We start from the raw sequence: 20,423 nt of genomic DNA on the forward strand, positions 1-20,423 counted from the left end.
GGTAAAACTATAGGTAATATTTTGATTTCCTGTACCTGTGATAGTGGGATTAAAGGAATAAGTAGTTCCATTGCCATCATCAGTTACTCCATTTCCAGAATATGTTCCTCCACTAGGAGTTCCACCACCTAATCCTGTTTGTATTCCAGCATCTACACATAGATCAGCAGGAGCTGTAAAGGATACTATTGGTAATTCAAATACTTCTATAGTATCACTTGCACTAGAACTACAGGTGCCCGAACTGGTATATGTTATTGTATGGGTTCCTGTTCCTGCGGTAGTAGGATTAAAAGAATAAGTAGTTCCATTGCCATCATCAGTTACACCGTTCCCAGAATACGTTCCTCCACTTGGACTGCCGTCACCTAATCCTGTTTGTATTCCAGCATCGATACATAGATCTGCAGGAGCATTAAAAGTAACGACATCGTCTGGAGTAACAACCACGTTAGTATTTCCACAAGCACCTGGTACAACGCATAAACCACCTTCACCTCTTACAAAATAAGTAGTATTTGCAGCGGATGGTGTAACTACAAAAGTTGATGAGGTGGTTGTTCCTATTTCAGTTCCTCCACAAGATCCTGTATAAATATGCCATTCTGTAGCATCATTAAGATTTCCGTTGATTGTTAAAGTGGTGGATTCGCCATTACAAATTGTTGTAGGACTATGGGTTACCATTGGTACATCTGGATCGGTGCAAGGAATAGCAGTAAGATTTACATTAAATAACAGATCAGTTCCCACTTGCGCACTTCCATTTTGATAACGTTGTCCACCAATATAGTCTAAAGCATCATCGTTGTCATAAATTAGATTAATTTCACTAGAAACATCAAAGGTGTAGGATTGTCCTGCGATTAATATTATGTTTAAGGTTGAAAAATCAAATTCAGTAAACGTTATAGGATTTCCGGATGGACTGGTTGATTGGTTGCTAAGTGTTCCTAAGATTGTTCCAGAGTATCCTTCTCCACTTCTTAGGGTAACCGTGACCAGTGTGCTAAAAGTCGCTACCACTCTAATATTATCAAGAATTCCATTGCAAGTAGGAGTGAAGCTTTGTCCAGAATTACCCGTTGTGGCACCGATAAGTGTCTGGTCTTCATTTTCTATAGTACACTGGCTATGAGCGTTATGTAATATAATCAATAATAAAAAAAAGAATGTATTTTTTTTCACTTTAAAAATATTTAGGGCATACCTCTTTTAGAGTTGTCAACACCTTGTTTAAAAGTTATTAACAATATAAATTAAGAGCTTTATTCTTTAAAAGTACTTACTGTTATGACTCTGAGGTTTTTAAATGTTTACGGTGTAAATATAGATAATTATTTTTTGTTGATAACTTTGGGTTGTTTAAGCTTCTTTTAGCAGAGTGATTTTTGACATGAAAAAGTTACTTTTAATGTGTCTTAAATTACTTTTTTAAAGCCTCTAAATTTTTAGTTAGAAATAGCTAAGTTTTCTATTTTTGCGACATGCCTTATTTCCTAATTATAGCGTTGCAAGTTTTTTGTATTTATCATGTAATTAAAAATAGACGTGAGTACTATTGGTACTTTTTGATTTTGTTTCTTCCAGTAATTGGTAGCCTCATCTATTTGGTAACTCAAGTATTTAATAAAAGAGATCTTGATAAAGTGCAAAATGAAATTGTAAGTGTCATTAATCCAACAAAAAAAGTTAATGACCTTAGAAGGCAAGTAGAGTTTGCTGACACCTTTCAAAATCGAATAAATCTGGCTGATGCTCTATATGAAATAGGTGATTATAAATCTGGTATCGGAGAATATGAAATAGCTTTAAAAGGGAACTATACATCAGATCCTGGAGTAGTTAAAAAGTTATTAGAAGGGTATTATCAAACAAATGAATACCAAAAAGTTATCTTTTGTGCGGAACATATCTCAAAACGATCGGATTTTAAAGGTTCCAGAAGTCAGTTTTTATATGGTTTGGCGCTGGAAGAAGAGGGGAAATCTGAAGAAGCAGAGAAGAACCTTAAACCAATAGATCAACGCTATTCTAATTATGAAGAACGTTATACACTAGCTAAATTCTTTTTAGAAAAAGGAAAAGATGCAGAGGCAAAAGAAATCTTATCTGAAATTATTTTAGAATCTCAACATATGTCAAAACCCAATCGTAATAGATATCGAGGCGTGGTAAATGACGTTAAAAAACTATTGACATCTTTATCCTAGAGTAAATATTTGATCACCTTTTTATTTAGTTTAAGTAACTAATAATACCTATAATTCTGATTGGATTCGCATTAACCCTTTATATTCCCTTTGCATTTCGCAAAAACTTTCTATTTTTACAGAAATCAAAGTCCCCCGAGAATCTTGAAAATCAAACCTATTCAAATATCCCTATTCTTAATACTCATATTGGGTGGATTATTTGGACTAATGTTTTTAAGTCAAAAAGGAGGGATCCAAAAAGAACAGATTCAGGAAGATGGATTTTCTTATGAAGGTTTATCTTTAAAATATCCTACTTATAAGACTTTTTTAGCTTTAGAAAAAGATTCCTCGCTCACTAAAGAAGATATACTAAAAGTAACTGAGGTTGTTACTCCTGTAGCCGACGAAGGGGATTTAGAAGAAAGTACTTCTCATGATATTGTTGCTAAACAAGATAGTATTCAACGTCCTGATTTTTCTAAAATAGATACTACTCAGATTGAACGGATACGTTATCCTGCTAGCAATCCTGATTTTGCTAAAGAATTGCAAGCTAAGCTTTCTTCCCAATCTTGTCGAATTATTCATTATGGAGATTCGCAAATTGAGGGGGATAGGATTACAGGATATATTAGAAATAGATTACAAGGAATGTATGGTGGTAGCGGACCAGGATTTATTCCTGTGAAACCTGTTTATAATCAAATTGCAGCGATCGTAAAACCAAGTGAGAATTGGTTCAGGTATGCCAGATTTGATCCCACGCAAGAAAAGTTTAAGCATAGAAAGTATGGTGCTTATATGTCGGTTTCGAGATTTACGAAACATCTTAAAACGCCTCCAGATAGTATTGCATTGGATTCCATGCCAATTGTAAAAGCATCTGTTGTAATTGGTAAATCTAAGAAAGCTTATGCTAAATTTAGAAGGTTTACGAATATTGGGTTACATTATGGAAACTGTAACTATCCAATAAAAATTTCAGTATACAATAACGATAAGCTAATTCAAAAAGATAGTTTAAAAGCAGATGGTAAGTATCATAAATATAAAATCAAAACCAATACTACTCCAAGTAATTTAAAAATAGAATTGGAAGGTAAGATTAGTGCAGATTTTTATGGACTTACATTGGACGGAGGCTCAAAAGTGCAAATGGATAATGTGGCTATGCGAGGTTCTTCGGGAACCATTTTTTCTAGTACAAATGCTTCTGCATATGGACAAATGGCAAGAAACTTAAACCCCAAAATCATAATTATGCAGTATGGAGGGAATACAATGCCATATCTTAAAGATTCTACAAAAGTGGATAGCTATGCAAAATCTATGGTAAATCAGATTAATTGGTTAAGACGTAGGACAAAGAATGCTAGTTTTATATTTATTGGGCCTACAGATATGTGCCTTCCCGTTAATGGTAAAATGGAAACTTATCCATTGTTACCTTATCTGAATGAAAAACTCATACAAACTTGTTCGGAGAATAATGTTGCTTATTGGAGTATGTATGATGCAATGGGAGGAAAGGGATCCATGCCTTTTTGGGTAGAAGAGAAGTTAACTGCTAATGACTACATGCATTTTACATGGAAAGGAACTAAAATTATTTCAGAATTATTTTTTACCGCTTTATATCTAGATCTTAAAGAAGAACTGAATGATGAAACATAAAATAGTATGTTTTTATGTGTTTTTGTGTGGTTCCTTAGTCTGGGGACAAGATTACACTTTGGACACCATTCAGAATAAATATTCATTTATCAATTGGAAAGCCAATCAGATTAAGTTTATAGAAAATGCTCCTTCGTTTGCGAAGCTATTTCGAAAACTTGATACCATTGCCAAAGGAAAAGAAGAAAATGTTCATATTTTTCATATTGGAGGCTCTCATATTCAAGCAGATATTTATTCCAATAGATTAAGGACATATTTACAGCATATGAGCCCTACTGCCAAAGGACAAAGGGGTTTTATTTTTCCATATAAAATAGCGCATACCAACAATCCAAGTAACTATAATGTTGAGTACGACGGAAACTGGACTGGATACCGTTGTTCCATCAAAAAGGATAGTGTTGCTTGGGGAATGTCTGGTGTGACAGCAGTTTTCAAAGATTCTATTGCTAATATTAAAATAAAGGCGAATCACAGAGGATATGATGCGCAACAATATGATTTTAATAGGATTCGAATCTTTTATGATAACTGGAGTGAAGACTATGAAATTCGATTTAAAGAAGAAGGTTTAATAGCGGACACCAAAGTAAACAAAGAAGCTCATTTTGTAGAATACGTATTGACACAAACGTTAGAAGAATTAGAGTTTTGTGTACAAAGAATAGGAAATCCAGAAAACCCAGAGTTTTTAATGATGGGAATGGAGCTTATGAATGATAATCCTGGAGTACAGTACACTACAATTGGAGTTAATGGTGCTAGTTTTAGTTATTATGATCGCTGTAAGTTCTTTAATGATCAGTTGATGTTGTATACACCTGATTTATTTATCGTTTCGGTCGGGACCAATGATGCGTACCATCCTGATTTTGATCCAGAAGAGTATACCATGTATTACGAGAATCTTATTTTGAACGTACAAAAAGCCAATCCTGATTGTGCTATTTTGTTAACTGTACCTAATGATTCTTATTACAAAAGGAAATATCCAAATCCTAGAACAAGGGTAATGCAAAAAATTATCTATAAATTGGCCGAGAAACATAAAATGGCCGTTTGGGATTTTTATGAAATAATGGGAGGATTTAATTCTTCCAGAGATTGGTATCAACATAAACTGATGCCAAAAGACAGAATACATTTTACACAATTGGGATATAGAATTAAAGCAGATTTATTATTACAGGCTATTACGAATTCATGGGAAAAAGAATTACAGTTAGCTCCTAATTCTGTTTTGAATCAAATTATTAATGAATAGATTAATAGACATTTTTTCTTTTTCGGAGGATTTTCCTTTGATATTTACACAAGCAGATTTCTGGATTTTCTTCGCAGTGATCTATTTTCTGTATGCAATTATTTACAGTAAAAAGAATTTACGAAGTGCATATTTGTTCGCGATTAGCTTACTTTTTTATTACAAAACCAGTGGTCTGTTTATTGGTATTTTGCTTTTTAGTACTGTAAATGATTTCTTTTTAGGAAAGGCTATATATCATAGTAAATCAATTATAGTAAAAAAACTACTGGTTGCATTTAGTGTAATTATTAATCTTAGTACGCTATGTTATTTTAAGTATGCATATTTCTTTACAGAATCCTATAATACTCTTTTTAATACAGATTATGAGGTAATTAATTATTTAGCGCAATTTGCTAATTCATGGGCGAATGCAGATTATTTTACCGTAGATACTATCATTTTACCAGTAGGAATCTCTTTTTACACCTTTCAAACGATTAGTTACAGTGTAGACATATACAGAAAGCAAATAGAACCTTTGAAATCGATCATTGATTTTGGGTTTTTTGTAAGTTTCTTCCCTCAGTTAGTAGCCGGACCAATCGTTAGAGCTGCAGATTTTGTTCCTCAAATCAGAAAGGAAATTTCAATTACCAAAGAAGAATTTGGTAATGCAACTTTTATGATCCTAAAAGGATTGATTAAAAAGATGTTGTTTGCAGATTTCATCGCTATGAATTTTATGGATCGGGTGTTTGATGTGCCGGATATGTTTTCTGGATTTACAAATATCATGGCAATGATCGGATATTCTTTGCAGATTTATGGAGATTTTTCCGGTTACACAGATATTGCTATCGGATTGGCTCTACTTATGGGGTATAAATTGCCCGTTAATTTTAATTCTCCTTATAAAGCTATTCATTGTGGGGATTTTTGGAGGCGCTGGCATATATCCTTATCAAGTTGGTTAAAAGACTATTTATATATTCCTATAGGAGGAAATCGTAATGGAAGTATTTTTTCTTACGTTTTTATCATTGTATTTACCTTTTTGGGAGCTTTTGCATTTGCGGATTTTGGTGTTGCTATTATTTCCACAGCCTTCATAGGTTTTTTATTAATCATAACAGTGTTTTCTTCTAAAGTAGCATGGCATTTTAATAGGAATGTAAATATCATGATTACAATGTTGGTTGGAGGCCTTTGGCATGGTGCTTCTTGGAAATTTGTTATTTGGGGAGGTCTTAACGGTATTGGAATTGTAACCTATAAATATTGGCGTAAAATTAGCCCTTATGAGAATTCTACAGCTTGGTATGCGTTATTGTGGAGAATTGCATTAACATTCGCATTCATAACTTTTACTAGAATTTACTTTAGAGGAAATAGTATGGATCATATAGATCGTTTCTATCAGGCAGTAATGACTAATATGGATTGGGGGAATGCCCTGGCGGTATTATGGGAGTATAGATTGGTTTTTATTGTAATGCTTATAGGATATATTACCCATTGGTTGCCCTATAAAACAAAAGATTGGATATTAGACCAGTTTATAAAAAGTAATATTGTTATCAAAGGTCTTGTAGCTACAATAGTAGCAATTATATGTTATCAAACTTATGCTGCCGATTTTCAACCATTTATTTATTTTCAGTTCTAATCTTAATTTTAAGATACGATTGAAAAATGTGTCATAAAAGAACTTTATTTCCATCAGTATAAAATTATGTAAGCGTGTTTCATCATATTCATCCATATGAGCCATTTTTCCCTGAAGGTGCTACTAAATTGATAGTAGGGACATTGCCACCACCGAGATTTACAACAGGAGAATTAAATGAAAGAGATGTTGATTTCTGTTATGGAAGTAGTAATGGATTGTTATGGCCGGTACTGGATAGGATTTTTGATCTAAATTTAAAATTTGAAACGACTCATGAAGCTGCAGAACAGCGTAGAAACTTTTTGACTTCAAGAGGAATAGGGGTTTGTGATATTGTGGGTAGTTGTGTTCGTGAAAAAGTAGACGCTTCGGATTTAGGAATGAAAAATCCAAAACTGAGAGATATTGTGTCTTATTTAAAACAGTATCCCAAAATAGAGATGCTCATATTTACAGGAGGTAACAGTAAAAATGGACCAGAATATTTTTTTAGAAAACATTTGAAAGATTATAACCTTAGGTTAGAGGAAATATCTAACGAAGTTCCTAGAATTCATCAGTTTCAGTTAGATAATCGTTTTATAAAAACAGTTTCATTAACAGCTCCTTCAGGTACTGCAAATCGAGCCATTGGTAGTCTACAACTTTATAAAGATTTAAAAAGTAAAGACCCAAAATTTAATACCATTGATTTTCGAATGATGCAATATCGTGAGTTCTTTTAAGATATTGCGAATATTATTTTTGATAGCGATAATGCCCAATAATGGTATAATCAAATAAACAATCAGCTAGTACTTGTCCACCGCCAATGTTATGTACGATGAGATAACGTTTTTGGTCACTGGATTTTTTATCTACAACCAATCCGATATGCGTGAGTCCGCCACCTAAACTCCAACAAACGATATCTCCAGGTAGGTAATCCTCGGGCTTATTGGAAATGGATTTTACGGTACCAAATCTGGAAAAAAACTTCATAAGATTAGGAACTCTTCTATGATCTATGTTTTTATCAGTTTTAGATAATCCCCAGTTCTTAGGATAGCTGCTAAAATTTGATTTCATATCCTCGTGTACCTCTTTTTGCAGGTCGATTCCTAGTTTGCGATAAGCTCTTATAACTACATCGGTGCATACGCCTTTATCACTAGGTACGTCACCATTAGGATAGGAAATGGAGAAATAAGAAGGGTCGTACGTAACCTTTTGTTCTGTTAATGTTAAGGTAGCATCAGATAACTTTTTGTAAAAATCTTCTTGGCCTGTTATGATATTACATAACGTACAAGTGATTAAGAATAGAATAAGTTTATGCATGAAATATTATTTTGACTTTATTAACGTTATTAATGTTTTATTATTAAGAAAAATCTTGCATTATAAAAGATTAATTCTTTTTTTTGAGGCCAGATTAAAAATAAATGAATTGTTTCAAAATACAAACAAGTATTTATTTTCGTCCCCCTAGTCTGCATCTGAAATAATACCTCTTAGCGAAGGTGACTAAAAGTAGTTACTAGGATATTTCGTTATGAGAATTCATCATTTATTTGTTTTTATATTTCTGCTAGCAGGCTATTCCTATGGGCAACAGCTTGACATAGATTTTTCTAGAAATGGTTTGTTAGTATTTAAAGAACTTGGATCAGAATCATCTCATATCATTGATTTCGATGTCGTTGCCGAAAGCAAGATTAATGTCTTATACGAGGCAGACTCCAAAAAGCATTTGGTTCGTTTATATAAAAACGGTAAGAAGGATACTGATTTTTCAGCTAGAACAGGTAGTTTTAATAATGAGTATACAATACCTGTAGCAATTGATTCTAAAGAAGACGGAAGTGTATTGGTGCTATCTAATTTTTGGAATGGACATAGCTGGATGGTTTCCGTAAATGAATTTTATGAAGATGGTATGATGAATATTGGTTTCGGTAGTAGCGGATTCTACAAAAAGAATATTATGGATAATTTTGATGATAATTATGGTCAATATATCCATGCTTCTTCTACAGACGAAATAATCGTTGTGGCCAAGGTGCAGCATTTTAACGTTAATAGTGCTGCTAAAAAAGAAAAGATTGGGATTCTTAAGCTTTCGGGTGTTGGAGAGACACTATCAGCTGGCTTATATGACGATCATGATTTTACACTCAATTGTTCTGCAATGGATAATGATCAGTTGTTATTAGCGTATTCTGAATCTATAGATGGAGGACAAGAGCAAGCTACCTATTTGGCAAGTTTAGATAGTGATCAGATGGCTTATAATAAGTTGGATTGTATTACTATCGAAGAGAATTATCAATCCTTTGATCAGATTATACTATGTAATGAAAAGCTATACACCTCTCAAATGGAAGATGATTCTGAAGGTGTTTATCATATTCGTAAATATGATGTTGATGGTACACCTGATACCTCATTTTATGATAGTGGAAAAATGAGCTATAGTGCTGATATTTATAACACTAATTTTGTTGTAAATAAAAAAGGAGAAGTGTTTATTATTTCTACAAGTTTGGATAATGAACTTGAAATACTGATCAAAAAACTATTAGATACCGGTGAAGTAGATCCTAGCTATGGTATAAATGGTGAAACTTCGATTTATCTTAAGTATCCTATTCTCGATTTAGGGAAGATGCATTTAGATGATAAAGATGAATTGTATATCTCTGGTTCTATGCGAATCGATGGAGGTTCTTATGGTTTTATATCAAAAGTAAAATTGAATATTCAGCAATTAAAAAGAGAAAAATTAGAAAAATTCTTAGACAACTTATTCAAAAAAGAATAGCAAAGCTATTTAGATAGCTCTTCTAATCGTTCTCTTTCTGTTTTACTTAGTTTATCAATACCTTGATCATTTATTTTTTCTAATAAATCGTTGAGCTCCTTTTCCTTTTCAACTTTACTAACGTTATATCGATCATCTACATCTAATAAGCCTTCTGGTTTTTTCTGAATATCTTTTTTAAATTCTAAAAACCCTGGTTTAAACCATTTAATGAATACGAAAATCAGAATAATTGCGATTATTAGTGGTATAGATATAAAACTCATCAGTTATGATGTTGTTATAGAAGTTCTTGGATTTGTCTCAATGTATTTAGGATTAAAAATATAGAAAAATATAGTATGTTATAAGTTTTGTACCATATTATCGTATTTGCTTAATAAAATCTTCCACCGCATCAGCGCCATTTTGGGTTAGATGTTTAATAAAAGCAGATCCAATAATGGCACCTTTTGCTGTTTTAGTAGCTTGTAAAAAGGTTTCGTTATTACTAATTCCAAATCCTACGATTTGTGGATTTTTTAATTGAAGCCCTTCGATTCTTTCAAAATATTCTTGTTGTACATTTCCAAAAGTGTTTTTTGCACCTGTAGTACTTGCAGAACTTACCATATAAATAAACCCATTCGAAACACTATCTATAAAACGAATACGTTCTTCAGAAGTTTGTGGAGTAATAAGAAATACATTGATTAATCCATATTTTTCAAAGATTTCTTGGTATTGTTCATGATACTCAGCAACAGGTAAATCTGGAATGATTAAACCATCAATTCCTATTTCCTGGCATTTTGCGCAAAATGCTTCTACACCATATTGCATCATTGGATTGAAATATCCCATGATGATTAACGGAATGGAAACAGTTTCTCTAATATCTTCTAACTGTTCGAAAAGTAATTTGGTGGTCATTCCATTTTTTAAAGCAGCTGTAGAGCTTTCTTGGATGGTTGGACCGTCTGCTAAAGGATCACTAAAAGGCAATCCAATTTCAATCATATCTACACCACTTTTTTCTAAATCTTGAATGATTTTTTTTGTGTCATGTAATGATGGGTATCCTGCCGTAAAGTATATAGATAATAGCTTTTTGTCTTGTGCTAAAGCTGTGTTTATTCTGTTCATGTTTTTTAATATTGAGTTTTTAGTATAAAGTGTTGAGTAAAAATGACTTTGATATTAAATACAAGCTGTTAATTTTCTTAGATGGTTTATCTTTATTTTGTCATCCCAGCGTAGGCTGGGATCTATTCTGTATATTTAATTATACCAATCGGAAGCCAAATCATTCCAAGAAAGATTGTCTTCTTCTATAAGATTAATTTTCCATTGTCTTTTCCAAGTTTTTAATCTTTTTTCTCTGATAATAGCATCATTTACATACTGATGAGTTTCAAAGTAAACCAATGTATTCAGATTATACTTTTTTGTAAAGCCGTCAATCAATTTGTTTTTATGCTCAAAAACTCTTCTTTCAAGATTGTTAGTCATCCCTATATAAAGTGTTCCGTTTTTCTTGTTTGAAAGAATATATACAGCATATTGATGTTCTGGTTTTAGCATTTTGTTTTAGTATGGATTCCAGCCTACGCTGGAATGACAATTTCTTAATTTTCTTATATAGTTATATTATTTTATTGAGTATTAAACTATAAAATATGGAAGAAACGAAGTATTCCAGACATTAGAATTTTCACACTAACGACTAAATACTCATTGCTAATTTTACAATTTAAAATAATCGATATACGTGTTTAGATCTTTATCACCTCTTCCGGATAAACTAATCACTACAATATCGTCTGGTTTGAATTTTTTATCATTAAAAATTGCTAAGGCATGTGATGTCTCGATAGCTGGAATGATTCCTTCTAATTGTGATAATTCTAAACCAGCAGTCATTGCATCATCATCGGTTACCGAAAAGAACTCTCCACGTCCTGATTTGTATAAATGCGAATGTAATGGCCCAACTCCTGGATAATCCAATCCTGCAGAAATAGAATAAGGTTCGGTGATTTGTCCATCAGGAGTTTGCATCAATAAGGTTTTACATCCATGAATGATTCCTTCTTTACCTAACTGCGAAGTTGCAGCACTTTCACCACTGTTCACTCCTTTTCCGGCGGCTTCTACCGCAATGATCCCAACACTAGGTTCGTCTAGGAAATGATAGTAGGTTCCAGCAGCATTACTCCCTCCTCCAATGCAGGCTACTACATAATCTGGATTTTCTCTACCTTCTTTTTCTTTTAATTGCCATTTGATTTCTTCAGAAATAATAGATTGAAAACGAGTTACCATATCAGGGTAAGGATGAGGTCCAATAGCAGAACCTATAATATAGTGGGTGTCTACTGGATTATTAATCCAATCTCTAATAGCTTCGTTAGTAGCGTCTTTTAAGGTTTTGCTTCCAGATTTTGCTGGTCGTACTTCTGCACCTAACATTTTCATACGTGCTACATTCGGAGCTTGACGTTTGATATCAATTTCTCCCATATATACGATACACTCGATACCCATTAACGCACAAACGGTTGCTGTAGCCACACCGTGTTGTCCCGCTCCTGTTTCTGCAATGATTCTGTTCTTACCTAATTTTTTGGCGACAAGGATCTGACCAATAGTATTGTTTACTTTATGCGCTCCCGTGTGATTCAAATCTTCGCGTTTAAGGTACACTTTGGTATTATGTTTTTCCGAAAGTCGCTTCGCATAATACAAAGGTGATGGTCTACCCACATAATCGCGTAATAGCTGATCAAACTCTTCTTTAAAAGAAGGTTCGTTCATAATGTCTAAGTACGTAGATCGTAATTCTTCTACATTTGGATATAGCATTTCTGGGATGTATGCTCCACCAAAATCTCCGTAATATCCTTTTTCATTTACTTGATAGCTCATTTTATTTTTTGTTTTTATGTTTTGGGCGTGACCTTCGCTCTCCTCAGGTCGGGCTATCCGTTGCAATTCCTCGTTTTATTTTTCCCTGTTTATACTTCGACAAGCTCAGTATGACAATCAGAGAAAAACAAATCTCCGGGATTTACACTGCTATCCCTCACGCATTCTATTTAATTCTTCTTTAAAAATCTTTAATTCATCAATATTTTTTAATCCTGGTGCTGTTTCAAATTTACTATTTACATCAACGGCATAAATAGGTAAATCTGTTTTTAGAATTTCTTTTACTTTTTCAATCTCATCTAATCCAATACCACCACTTAAAATAAAAGGTGTTTTGGATGGATAGTTGTTTAAAACACTCCAATCAAATGTATATCCATTTCCTCCCTTTTCTTTGCCTTTGGTGTCAAAAAGGAAATACTCTACAATACCTTCATAAGGTTGTAGTATTTCAAAATCAAATTGATCTTTGATTGAGAAAACTTTCCATATTTCAATAGATTCAGTACTTTCTGTTTCAGAAAAACACTCCAACTCAGATTGTAAATCTCTACAATATTGCGAAGATTCGTTTCCGTGCAATTGAATTACCTTAAAATTGTATTTTTTTACTTTCTCAATTACAAAATCTATGGAAGCATCTACAAAAACTCCTGTTTTTTTTATTTCAGCAGGTAACTTTAGAATGTCTTCATCAAAATTTCTGGGTGATTTTTCATAGAAAATAAAGCCCAAATAGTCCGGTTGTAATTCAGCGACTGCTTGCATATTTTCCTGATATTTCATTCCGCAGACTTTTAGCTTCATGATTGCAATGCTTTTAAGAATTCTATAGCACTCTGACCTGGATTTTCTGTTTTCATAAAGTTTTCACCAATAAGAAAACCTTTGTAATCATATTGCTGTAAATCTTTGATAGCCTCGATACTACTAATACCACTTTCTGAAACTTTTACAAAGTCATCAGGAATATGTTTGCTAAGTTCTTTGCTTACATCCGTACTTACTTCAAAAGTTTTAAGATTACGATTATTAACTCCGAGCATATCTAGAGAAGGCATGATAGATTTTTCTAATTCTTCTAAATTATGCACTTCTAATAATACATCCAGTGATAATTTTTTAGCAAATTCAGAAAGTGATTTTATTTCATCTCTTGATAGGACTGCAGCGATTAATAAGATGACATCTGCGCCATAAGCTTTGGCTTCTAGTAACTGATATTCATCAATAATAAACTCTTTACGTAATAAAGGCATCGATGCGGATGCTCTTGCAAGTACTAAATCATCTAAAGATCCTCCAAAATATTTTCCATCCGTAAGTACTGACATTCCACACACACCAGCGGTTTCATATCCAATAGCCACGTCTTGTACACTAACCTTTTGATTAATGACAGCTTTTGAAGGCGATCTACGTTTATGTTCTGCAATAATTCCAGTATCACTGTTGAGTAGAGCCTTAGCAAGCGAGTTTCCTTGTCTATTAAATAATACTGAATTTTCTAGTTGTTGAACTGGTATGATACTTTTTCTAAGTTCAACTTCTTTGTATTTATCGGCAACTATTTTATCTAGTATGTTCATTGTGTTGTTGATAGTTGATCGTTTTTGGTTAATAGTTTTTTGTTGACGGTTGACAGTTAATTGTTACCGGTTAATAGTTATCGATTGATAGTTCATTTATTTTTTAAAGTTTCATAATAGTTAATAAAACCATTTAATAATTTTTTGCAACTTATGATTTGATCCAATATTTCCTGATGTGATTTTTCAGTACAATACTCTTGATCTAATGCAATATATAACTGTGTTTCTAATTCATATAATGATCCTCTTGAAATATGAAAAAAATGAATACTATCTTTTGGAGTTTTTCTTCCACAACCTTCTGCTATATTTGAAGGTATCGAAATTGCACATCTTCTCATTTGATTAGTTAGACCATAAGTCTCGTCTTTTGGGAATAGTTTGGTCATTTTATAAATAGTATTCACTAATAGTCTAGTTTCTTTCCACACTTTTAATTCTGTATATTCCATTTATAAACTATCAACTATTAACCAATAACTAACAACTTAACTCCTGTACTTTTTTTAAGGCTGTTAACCCTTTTCCTGATAGCAACGATTCTTTTGCTTTTTCGAAGCCTTCTTTAGGTTGTAATCCTTCCACAGTGGCGATTGCCATACCAGCATTGGCACAAACTACATCATTCTGTGCTTGGGTACCCTTACCACTCAGGATATTCATGAAAATAGTAGCAGATTCTTCTACGGAATCACCACCAACAATATCTTCCATTTGTAAAGCTTGTACCCCGAAATCTTCTGGAGTAAGCATTCCTTCGGTATTATTAGATATGGTTTTAGTACTTCCAGTAAGTGAAATTTCGTCATACCCGTCTAACGCATGAATAATGGTAAAGTTTTTATCTGTATTTTGATATAGATATCCATACATCCTTGCAAGTTCAAGGTTGAAAACTCCTACGATTTGATTCTTTGGAAATGCAGGATTTACCATTGGTCCTAACATATTGAAGAATGTTTTTACACCTAATTCTCTTCGTATCGGAGCTACATTTTTCATGGCAGGATGAAATAGAGGAGCATGCAACACACAAATTCCAGCTTCATCTATACTTTTCTTCAAAAAGTCTTTATCATTACTAAACTTAATTCCTAGATGTTCCATCACATTGGAGCTACCACATTTTGAAGAAACTCCATAATTACCATGTTTAGTTACTTTTATTCCAGCTCCTGCAGAAACAAAAGAGGAGAGTGTAGAAATGTTAAAAGTATCTTTTCCATCTCCTCCAGTACCACATAAATCTATAGGATTATATTCGCTAAGATCTACTGCGATACATAGTTCTAATAGTGCGTCTCTAAAACCTTCTAACTCTTCAACAGTAATGCTACGCATCATATACACAGTAAGGAAAGATGCAATTTGACTTTGATTATAAGCTCCTTGAGAGATATTCACAAGTACTTGTTTTGCCTCTTCTTTAGAGATTGTTTCGTGATTGATTAACCTATTTAGTAATGCTTTCATTGTGTGTTTTGATTTTGTACTTCTTTTTTTGTGTGTCAGATACTAATTATTAATCCAATTTTCTAACATCTTTTTTCCATCGGGAGTAAGCACTGATTCTGGATGAAATTGAACACCTCTAACGTCTAATTCTTTATGTCGGATAGACATAATTTGCCCATTCTCGTCAAACGAAGTAGCTTCTAGGCAAGAAGGTAGGTCTTTATCTGATACCACCCAAGAGTGATATCGACCAACATCAAAAGAGTCATTGAGTCCTTCAAAAATTACTTCGTCAGATACAGTAAGTTTTACTTTTGTAGCAACGCCATGATATACATCATCGAGATTAATAAGACTTCCTCCAAAAACTTCTCCAATTGCTTGTTGCCCAAGACATACTCCAAAAATACTTTTGGAATCCGCGTAGGTTTTAATGATGTCCTTTAGCAACCCAGCTTCATCTGGAATACCAGGACCTGGAGATAGTAATATTTTATCATAAGCAGCTACTTCCTCGATATGTAGTTGGTCATTTCGTTTTACTATCACCTCGCAACCTAGATCCTCTAAATAATGAACTAGGTTATACACGAATGAATCGTAGTTATCTATTACTAATACTTTTTTCATTTTTTAAGTAAGAGTTTGTAAGCTCTTTATATTTCTTCAGCAAGTTTTAATGCTTTGGTTAATGCTCCTAGTTTATTATATACTTCTTGTAGTTCGTTTTCTTCATTGGATTCGTTTACCAATCCCGCACCCGCTTGCCAATGCAGTGTATGATTTTTACTCAAAAAAGTACGAATCATAATAGCGTGATTAAAGTTTCCGGAGAAATCCATGAATCCAATAGCGCCTCCGTAAAAGTCTCTGTTCACGGTTTCATATTTTTCGATGAGTTGCATTGCCATATGTTTTGGTGCGCCACTTAAAGTCCCTGCAGGAAAGGTATCTGCAACTACTTGCATTGTTGTGGTGTCTTTGTGTTTTTTACCAGTAACTTTACTAACTAAATGGATCACATGAGAGTAAAATTGTACTTCTCTATAGGTCTCTACTGTAACCTCACTACCGTTACGGCTTAAATCATTTCGTGCTAAATCTACCAGCATTACATGTTCAGCATTTTCCTTTTCGTCAGCAGAAAGTTTTTTTGCTAGTTCAGCATCTTGCTCGTCATTACCGGTTCGTTTAAATGTTCCTGCAATAGGATGTATCTCGGCAATTTCGTCTTTTACTACTAATTGAGCTTCTGGAGAGCTTCCAAAAATTTTAAAATCACCATAGTCAAAGTAGAATAGGTACGGAGATGGGTTGATACTTCGTAATGCACGATATACATTAAATTCATCTCCCTTGAATTTTTGAGAAAAACGTTTCGACAATACTAGTTGAAAAACATCTCCTCGTTGACAATGTTTTTTAGCTAAGGCTACATGTTCCTTATATTGCTCATCATCCAGATTAGAAGTGGTTTCATCAACAGTACTAAAGTTGTAGGAAGCAAAATTTTTTACATTTAAAAGAGATTCTATTTCTGCGATATTACTTTCTGATTCATAACAATGAGCAAAGATGTAGGCTTCATTATTAAAATGATTGATAGCAATAATATTTTGATAAACGGTGTATTGCATATCTGGTATATCTAAAGCACCTTCTTTTTTGGTAATACTGATATTCTCAAAATAGCGAACGGCATCATAAGCGATATAACCAAATAATCCATTATTAATAAATTTAAAATCGCTTTTAGAGGTTTTGAATTGCTGTCCGAAATTTTCAATAACCAAAGGGATGTTTGTTTCTTCTGTAATAGCGGTTTCTATATGGGTTTTATCGGGGAAAGATTGATAGATAGTTTCGTTTTCTATTTTGATGTTAGCAATTGGATTGCAACAGATATAGGAAAAACTATTTTCATTTCCTCTATAATCACTACTTTCCAAAAGCAAACTATTAGGAAATCGATCTCTGATTTTTAGATAAACGCTTACCGGTGTTATGGTATCAGCCAGAATTTGTTTGAAATGTGTGGTTAATGTATAACTCATTTTAAATTTTGATATTTATATTTTAGAATACCCTTTGATTATGCCAATAAAAAAAGGCTTGTCGTGATTTGACAAGCCTTTGATATGTTTACTTAACTATATGACAGGAGCTATCTCACGACGTTTTCGTTATAAGACAACCACCACCAAGTATTTGTTAAGATTAAATTCATTTTTTATTTAATTGGCTCAAATATATAAATTAATTATAATTCAAAAAATAAAAAATTACATTTTTAAGTTTACTGCTAATTCGAACTCATCGTTAATAGCCTTGTCTCCTAAGTTATCAAAGAAACTACCAGATCCATATTTAATATCGTATTTAGTTCTATCTATGCTAAGTGTAGTACTTGCAGAGCTTCCCTTTACAGCAAGATCAAAGGTTATAGGATTGGTTTTTCCTTTGATAGTAAGGTCACCAGCTATTTTATAGCCATTTGCTATTTTTGTTGCTTTTTTGATAACTAATTTGGCTGTCGCGTAATTGTTTACTCCAAAAAAGTCATCAGAACTTAAATGACCTTCGAGTTTTTCTTTTCCTTTTCCAGCTTCAAGATCTGTTACTTGAATTGATGTCATGTCTACGGCAAATTCTCCTCCAGTTAACTCCTTGTTAGTGAAAGTTAGGAATCCGCTAGAAAAATTAAGTGTTCCTGTATGTTGACCCGTGATCTTTTTTCCTGTCCATTCTATAGTGCTTTCAGCAACATTGATCTTTTTTTGTTGCGCAATTGAAGATGCTGTAATGAATACAATAGATGCGAAAATTACTAATTTAAGCTTGGTTTTCATGATTTTGAAATATTAGTGATTATTAAATTGTGATTACTTGTTTAACTTCTTAGTTTGTTTAATAATCGATTAAAGGTAATTAATTCTTGCTCTGTAAGATTAGAGGTAATCTTTTGTTCTAATCCTTCTACTGCAATACTAGTTTGATCTAAAAAACCAATACCAAGAGGTGTAATAGTGATCTCTACCTTTCTTCTGTTTGATGGGCAGATAGTTCTATTTACGTAACCTTTAGATATTAATTTGTCAACCAGTCTGGTTGTGTTACTCATTTTACTTACCATGCGTTCTTGAATTGTCGATAGATTAGATGGCTTTCCTTTTTGTCCTTTTAGGATTCGTAAAACATTAAATTGTTGGATAGAGATATCAAAAGGTTTTAAAACTGCATGAATCTGATCATTAATAATACTATTTGTGTAAAATAAATTGATCACTGCTTTTTTTGATAGTGGTAAAGATGCATTAGTTTTTATGATATCTTCAATATTCATTTGTGTATACAATTGTTGTTTATACAAATGTATAGATTTTACCTTTTAAGAAAATTAAAAGAGATACTAATTCTTTGTTAAAATTATTATGGATACAATGGTAAATACTATTATTGTCAAATTAACCTAAGTTCTAGAATCCTAAAATTATCTATATGAATTATTTAAACCTTGTTAATTTCCTTTTAGGTAATAACACGTTTTAATATTTTAGTATAATGCGAAAATTGGTCTTATATATAGGATTAGCGATATTGTTATCGAATTGTAAAGGAGAACAACAGATAGCTATTGAAGCTTCTAATGTTTTTTCTGACAAAGGGGTAGAGATACCTGTGTACGATTTTGAAAACTTCGAACATCTTCTGAATATTGATGATGGGAAAACACGTGTCATTAATTTTTGGGCAACGTGGTGTAAACCTTGTGTAGCAGAGCTTCCTTATTTCGAGCTTATTAATAGTAGATATCCAAATAAAGAGGTAGAAGTAATACTAGTAAGTTTAGACTTACCGAATCATGTAGAGTCTAAGCTGATTCCTTTCGTTAAAAAACAACGCATACAAAGTAAAATAGTATTATTGGATGATCCAGATGCTAATAACTGGATTCCTAAAGTAAATGAAAATTGGTCAGGTTCTATCCCTGCAACCATAATATATAAAGGAAATACTTCAAATTTTTATGAACGCTCTTTTACGTATGACGAATTAGAGAGAGAACTTAAAAAAATATTATGATAATATTTTTGGGCTTGGATATCAGAAAAACTTAATAACGCAAACAAAATGAAAACTTTAAAAATTTTAGTGGTAGTAGTCCTAGTAATTGCAGTAAGTGCATTTGCTATTGATAAAGTTAATGTAAATGAAGCTGATAAAGGCTATGCAATAGGTGATACTGCTACGGATTTTAAATTGAAAAATATTGATGATAAGATGGTTTCTTTAGAGGATTATAAAGATGCCAAAGGGTTTATCGTTATTTTTACGTGTAACCATTGTCCTTATTCTGTTGCATACGAAGATAGAATTATCGAATTGGATAAGAAATTCAAGACAAAAGGATATCCCGTTATCGCTATCAATCCTAATAATCCTAAAGCTTATCCAACGGATAGTTTTGACGAAATGAAGGTTCGCGCAAAAGAGAAAGGATTTACATTCCCTTACTTATTTGACGATGGTCAAAAGATCTATCCACAATATGGAGCAACTAAAACACCTCACGTTTATATCTTAGAAAAAACAGGAACTGGCAATTTAGTGCGTTATATTGGTGCGATTGATAATAATTATAAAGATGCTGCTGCTGCAGATAAAAAGTATGTAGAAGATGCAGTAAATGCCTTATTAAAAGGAGAAAAAATTGCCATAGAGACTACCAAAGCAATTGGTTGTAGCATTAAAGCTTAATTAAAGAAAAGCGGATATAATTGCGATTAATATTCTCGTAGAATTCATCCTTGTGACTTATATTTGTAAGGAATTACTAATCTTTACGTACAATTAAATAAACGAAACTATA

The 20,423-nt window shown here is 32.8% G+C and carries 22 protein-coding genes; 8 read left to right on the forward strand and 14 right to left on the reverse strand.

All coding sequences use genetic code 11. From position 1 onward, the window contains the following. On the reverse strand, positions 1–1,188 hold a 1,188-nt coding region (locus ACWNT5_RS08340), incomplete at its 3' end, for an Ig-like domain-containing protein (protein WP_456517081.1). Between the two features lie 383 nt (positions 1,189–1,571). On the opposite strand from ACWNT5_RS08340, the gene ACWNT5_RS08345 reads away from it, so the two are divergent. The 5 genes from ACWNT5_RS08345 (at position 1,572) to ACWNT5_RS08365 (ending at position 7,518) form a co-directional block, all read left to right on the forward strand. Further along, positions 1,572–2,213 (forward strand): hypothetical protein, encoded by a 642-nt coding sequence (locus tag ACWNT5_RS08345; protein ID WP_456517082.1) that lies wholly within the window; start codon positions 1,572–1,574, stop codon positions 2,211–2,213. Positions 2,214–2,357: 144 nt separating this feature from the next. After that, complete coding sequence (locus ACWNT5_RS08350) at positions 2,358–3,872, forward strand: lipase (protein WP_456517083.1); 1,515 nt, start codon at positions 2,358–2,360, stop codon at positions 3,870–3,872. Further along, complete coding sequence (locus ACWNT5_RS08355) at positions 3,859–5,139, forward strand: GDSL-type esterase/lipase family protein (RefSeq protein ID WP_456517084.1); 1,281 nt, start codon at positions 3,859–3,861, stop codon at positions 5,137–5,139. The genes ACWNT5_RS08350 and ACWNT5_RS08355 overlap by 14 nt, the downstream gene beginning before the upstream one ends. Continuing rightward, on the forward strand, positions 5,132–6,790 hold the full coding sequence (locus ACWNT5_RS08360; protein WP_456517085.1) for an MBOAT family O-acyltransferase: 1,659 nt from the start codon (positions 5,132–5,134) through the stop codon (positions 6,788–6,790). Before ACWNT5_RS08355 ends, ACWNT5_RS08360 begins: the two co-directional genes overlap by 8 nt. Positions 6,791–6,864: 74 nt before the next feature. Beyond that, the gene (locus ACWNT5_RS08365) at positions 6,865–7,518 is read left to right on the forward strand and encodes a uracil-DNA glycosylase family protein (protein ID WP_456517086.1); all 654 of its coding nucleotides are present in this window, start codon (positions 6,865–6,867) and stop codon (positions 7,516–7,518) included. A 13-nt stretch (positions 7,519–7,531) separates the two neighbouring features. On the opposite strand, the gene ACWNT5_RS08370 is transcribed toward ACWNT5_RS08365, so the two are convergent. Next, on the reverse strand, positions 7,532–8,113 hold the full coding sequence (locus ACWNT5_RS08370; protein WP_299606401.1) for a DUF1287 domain-containing protein: 582 nt from the start codon (positions 8,111–8,113) through the stop codon (positions 7,532–7,534). Positions 8,114–8,327: 214 nt separating this feature from the next. Between ACWNT5_RS08370 and ACWNT5_RS08375 the strand changes: the two genes are divergently transcribed. Next, positions 8,328–9,596, forward strand: coding sequence for a hypothetical protein (locus tag ACWNT5_RS08375; RefSeq protein WP_299898730.1), 1,269 nt, complete (start codon positions 8,328–8,330; stop codon positions 9,594–9,596). 5 nt (positions 9,597–9,601) lie between these two features. On the opposite strand, the gene ACWNT5_RS08380 is transcribed toward ACWNT5_RS08375, so the two are convergent. The 12 genes from ACWNT5_RS08380 to ACWNT5_RS08435 form a co-directional block, all read right to left on the reverse strand. Further along, positions 9,602–9,862: a DUF6576 domain-containing protein gene (locus tag ACWNT5_RS08380; protein ID WP_299898732.1), complete on the reverse strand. Its 261-nt coding sequence runs from the start codon at positions 9,860–9,862 to the stop codon at positions 9,602–9,604. Between the two features lie 97 nt (positions 9,863–9,959). Further along, positions 9,960–10,721, reverse strand: coding sequence for a tryptophan synthase subunit alpha (trpA, locus tag ACWNT5_RS08385; protein WP_299606409.1), 762 nt, complete (start codon positions 10,719–10,721; stop codon positions 9,960–9,962). A 135-nt stretch (positions 10,722–10,856) separates the two neighbouring features. Then, positions 10,857–11,159, reverse strand: coding sequence for a GIY-YIG nuclease family protein (locus ACWNT5_RS08390; protein WP_299898734.1), 303 nt, complete (start codon positions 11,157–11,159; stop codon positions 10,857–10,859). A gap of 162 nt (positions 11,160–11,321) precedes the next feature. Then, the gene (trpB, locus tag ACWNT5_RS08395; RefSeq protein ID WP_219010584.1) at positions 11,322–12,503 is read right to left on the reverse strand and encodes a tryptophan synthase subunit beta; all 1,182 of its coding nucleotides are present in this window, start codon (positions 12,501–12,503) and stop codon (positions 11,322–11,324) included. A gap of 150 nt (positions 12,504–12,653) precedes the next feature. After that, entirely contained in the window at positions 12,654–13,313 is a 660-nt protein-coding gene (locus ACWNT5_RS08400) for a phosphoribosylanthranilate isomerase (protein WP_456517087.1), read from the reverse strand. Beyond that, positions 13,310–14,095, reverse strand: a complete 786-nt coding sequence (trpC, locus tag ACWNT5_RS08405) for an indole-3-glycerol phosphate synthase TrpC (RefSeq protein WP_456517088.1) — start codon at positions 14,093–14,095, stop codon at positions 13,310–13,312. The genes ACWNT5_RS08400 and trpC overlap by 4 nt, the downstream gene beginning before the upstream one ends. 92 nt (positions 14,096–14,187) lie before the next feature. Next, positions 14,188–14,550 carry a four helix bundle protein gene (locus ACWNT5_RS08410; protein ID WP_456517089.1) on the reverse strand — a complete coding sequence of 121 codons (363 nt, stop codon included), beginning with the start codon at positions 14,548–14,550 and terminating at the stop codon, positions 14,188–14,190. A 28-nt stretch (positions 14,551–14,578) separates the two neighbouring features. Continuing rightward, complete coding sequence (trpD, locus tag ACWNT5_RS08415; protein WP_456517090.1) at positions 14,579–15,571, reverse strand: anthranilate phosphoribosyltransferase; 993 nt, start codon at positions 15,569–15,571, stop codon at positions 14,579–14,581. Positions 15,572–15,613: 42 nt separating this feature from the next. Then, positions 15,614–16,183, reverse strand: a complete 570-nt coding sequence (locus ACWNT5_RS08420; RefSeq protein WP_299898738.1) for an anthranilate synthase component II — start codon at positions 16,181–16,183, stop codon at positions 15,614–15,616. A 26-nt stretch (positions 16,184–16,209) separates the two neighbouring features. Continuing rightward, positions 16,210–17,607, reverse strand: a complete 1,398-nt coding sequence (locus tag ACWNT5_RS08425; protein ID WP_299606438.1) for an anthranilate synthase component I family protein — start codon at positions 17,605–17,607, stop codon at positions 16,210–16,212. A 228-nt stretch (positions 17,608–17,835) separates the two neighbouring features. Beyond that, the gene (locus ACWNT5_RS08430; protein WP_299606440.1) at positions 17,836–18,402 is read right to left on the reverse strand and encodes a YceI family protein; all 567 of its coding nucleotides are present in this window, start codon (positions 18,400–18,402) and stop codon (positions 17,836–17,838) included. Between the two features lie 41 nt (positions 18,403–18,443). Continuing rightward, positions 18,444–18,923, reverse strand: coding sequence for a MarR family winged helix-turn-helix transcriptional regulator (locus ACWNT5_RS08435; RefSeq protein ID WP_456517091.1), 480 nt, complete (start codon positions 18,921–18,923; stop codon positions 18,444–18,446). A 191-nt stretch (positions 18,924–19,114) separates the two neighbouring features. Here ACWNT5_RS08435 and ACWNT5_RS08440 point away from each other — a divergent pair, with 191 nt between their 5' ends. Together ACWNT5_RS08440 and ACWNT5_RS08445 are read left to right on the forward strand one after the other, a co-directional pair. Next, complete coding sequence (locus ACWNT5_RS08440) at positions 19,115–19,636, forward strand: TlpA family protein disulfide reductase (protein WP_299606443.1); 522 nt, start codon at positions 19,115–19,117, stop codon at positions 19,634–19,636. A 48-nt stretch (positions 19,637–19,684) separates the two neighbouring features. Further along, entirely contained in the window at positions 19,685–20,311 is a 627-nt protein-coding gene (locus tag ACWNT5_RS08445; RefSeq protein ID WP_456517092.1) for a thioredoxin family protein, read from the forward strand. The last annotated feature ends 112 nt before the right edge of the window (positions 20,312–20,423 follow it).

The sequence above is a fragment of the Aquimarina sp. 433 genome (assembly GCF_054054605.1).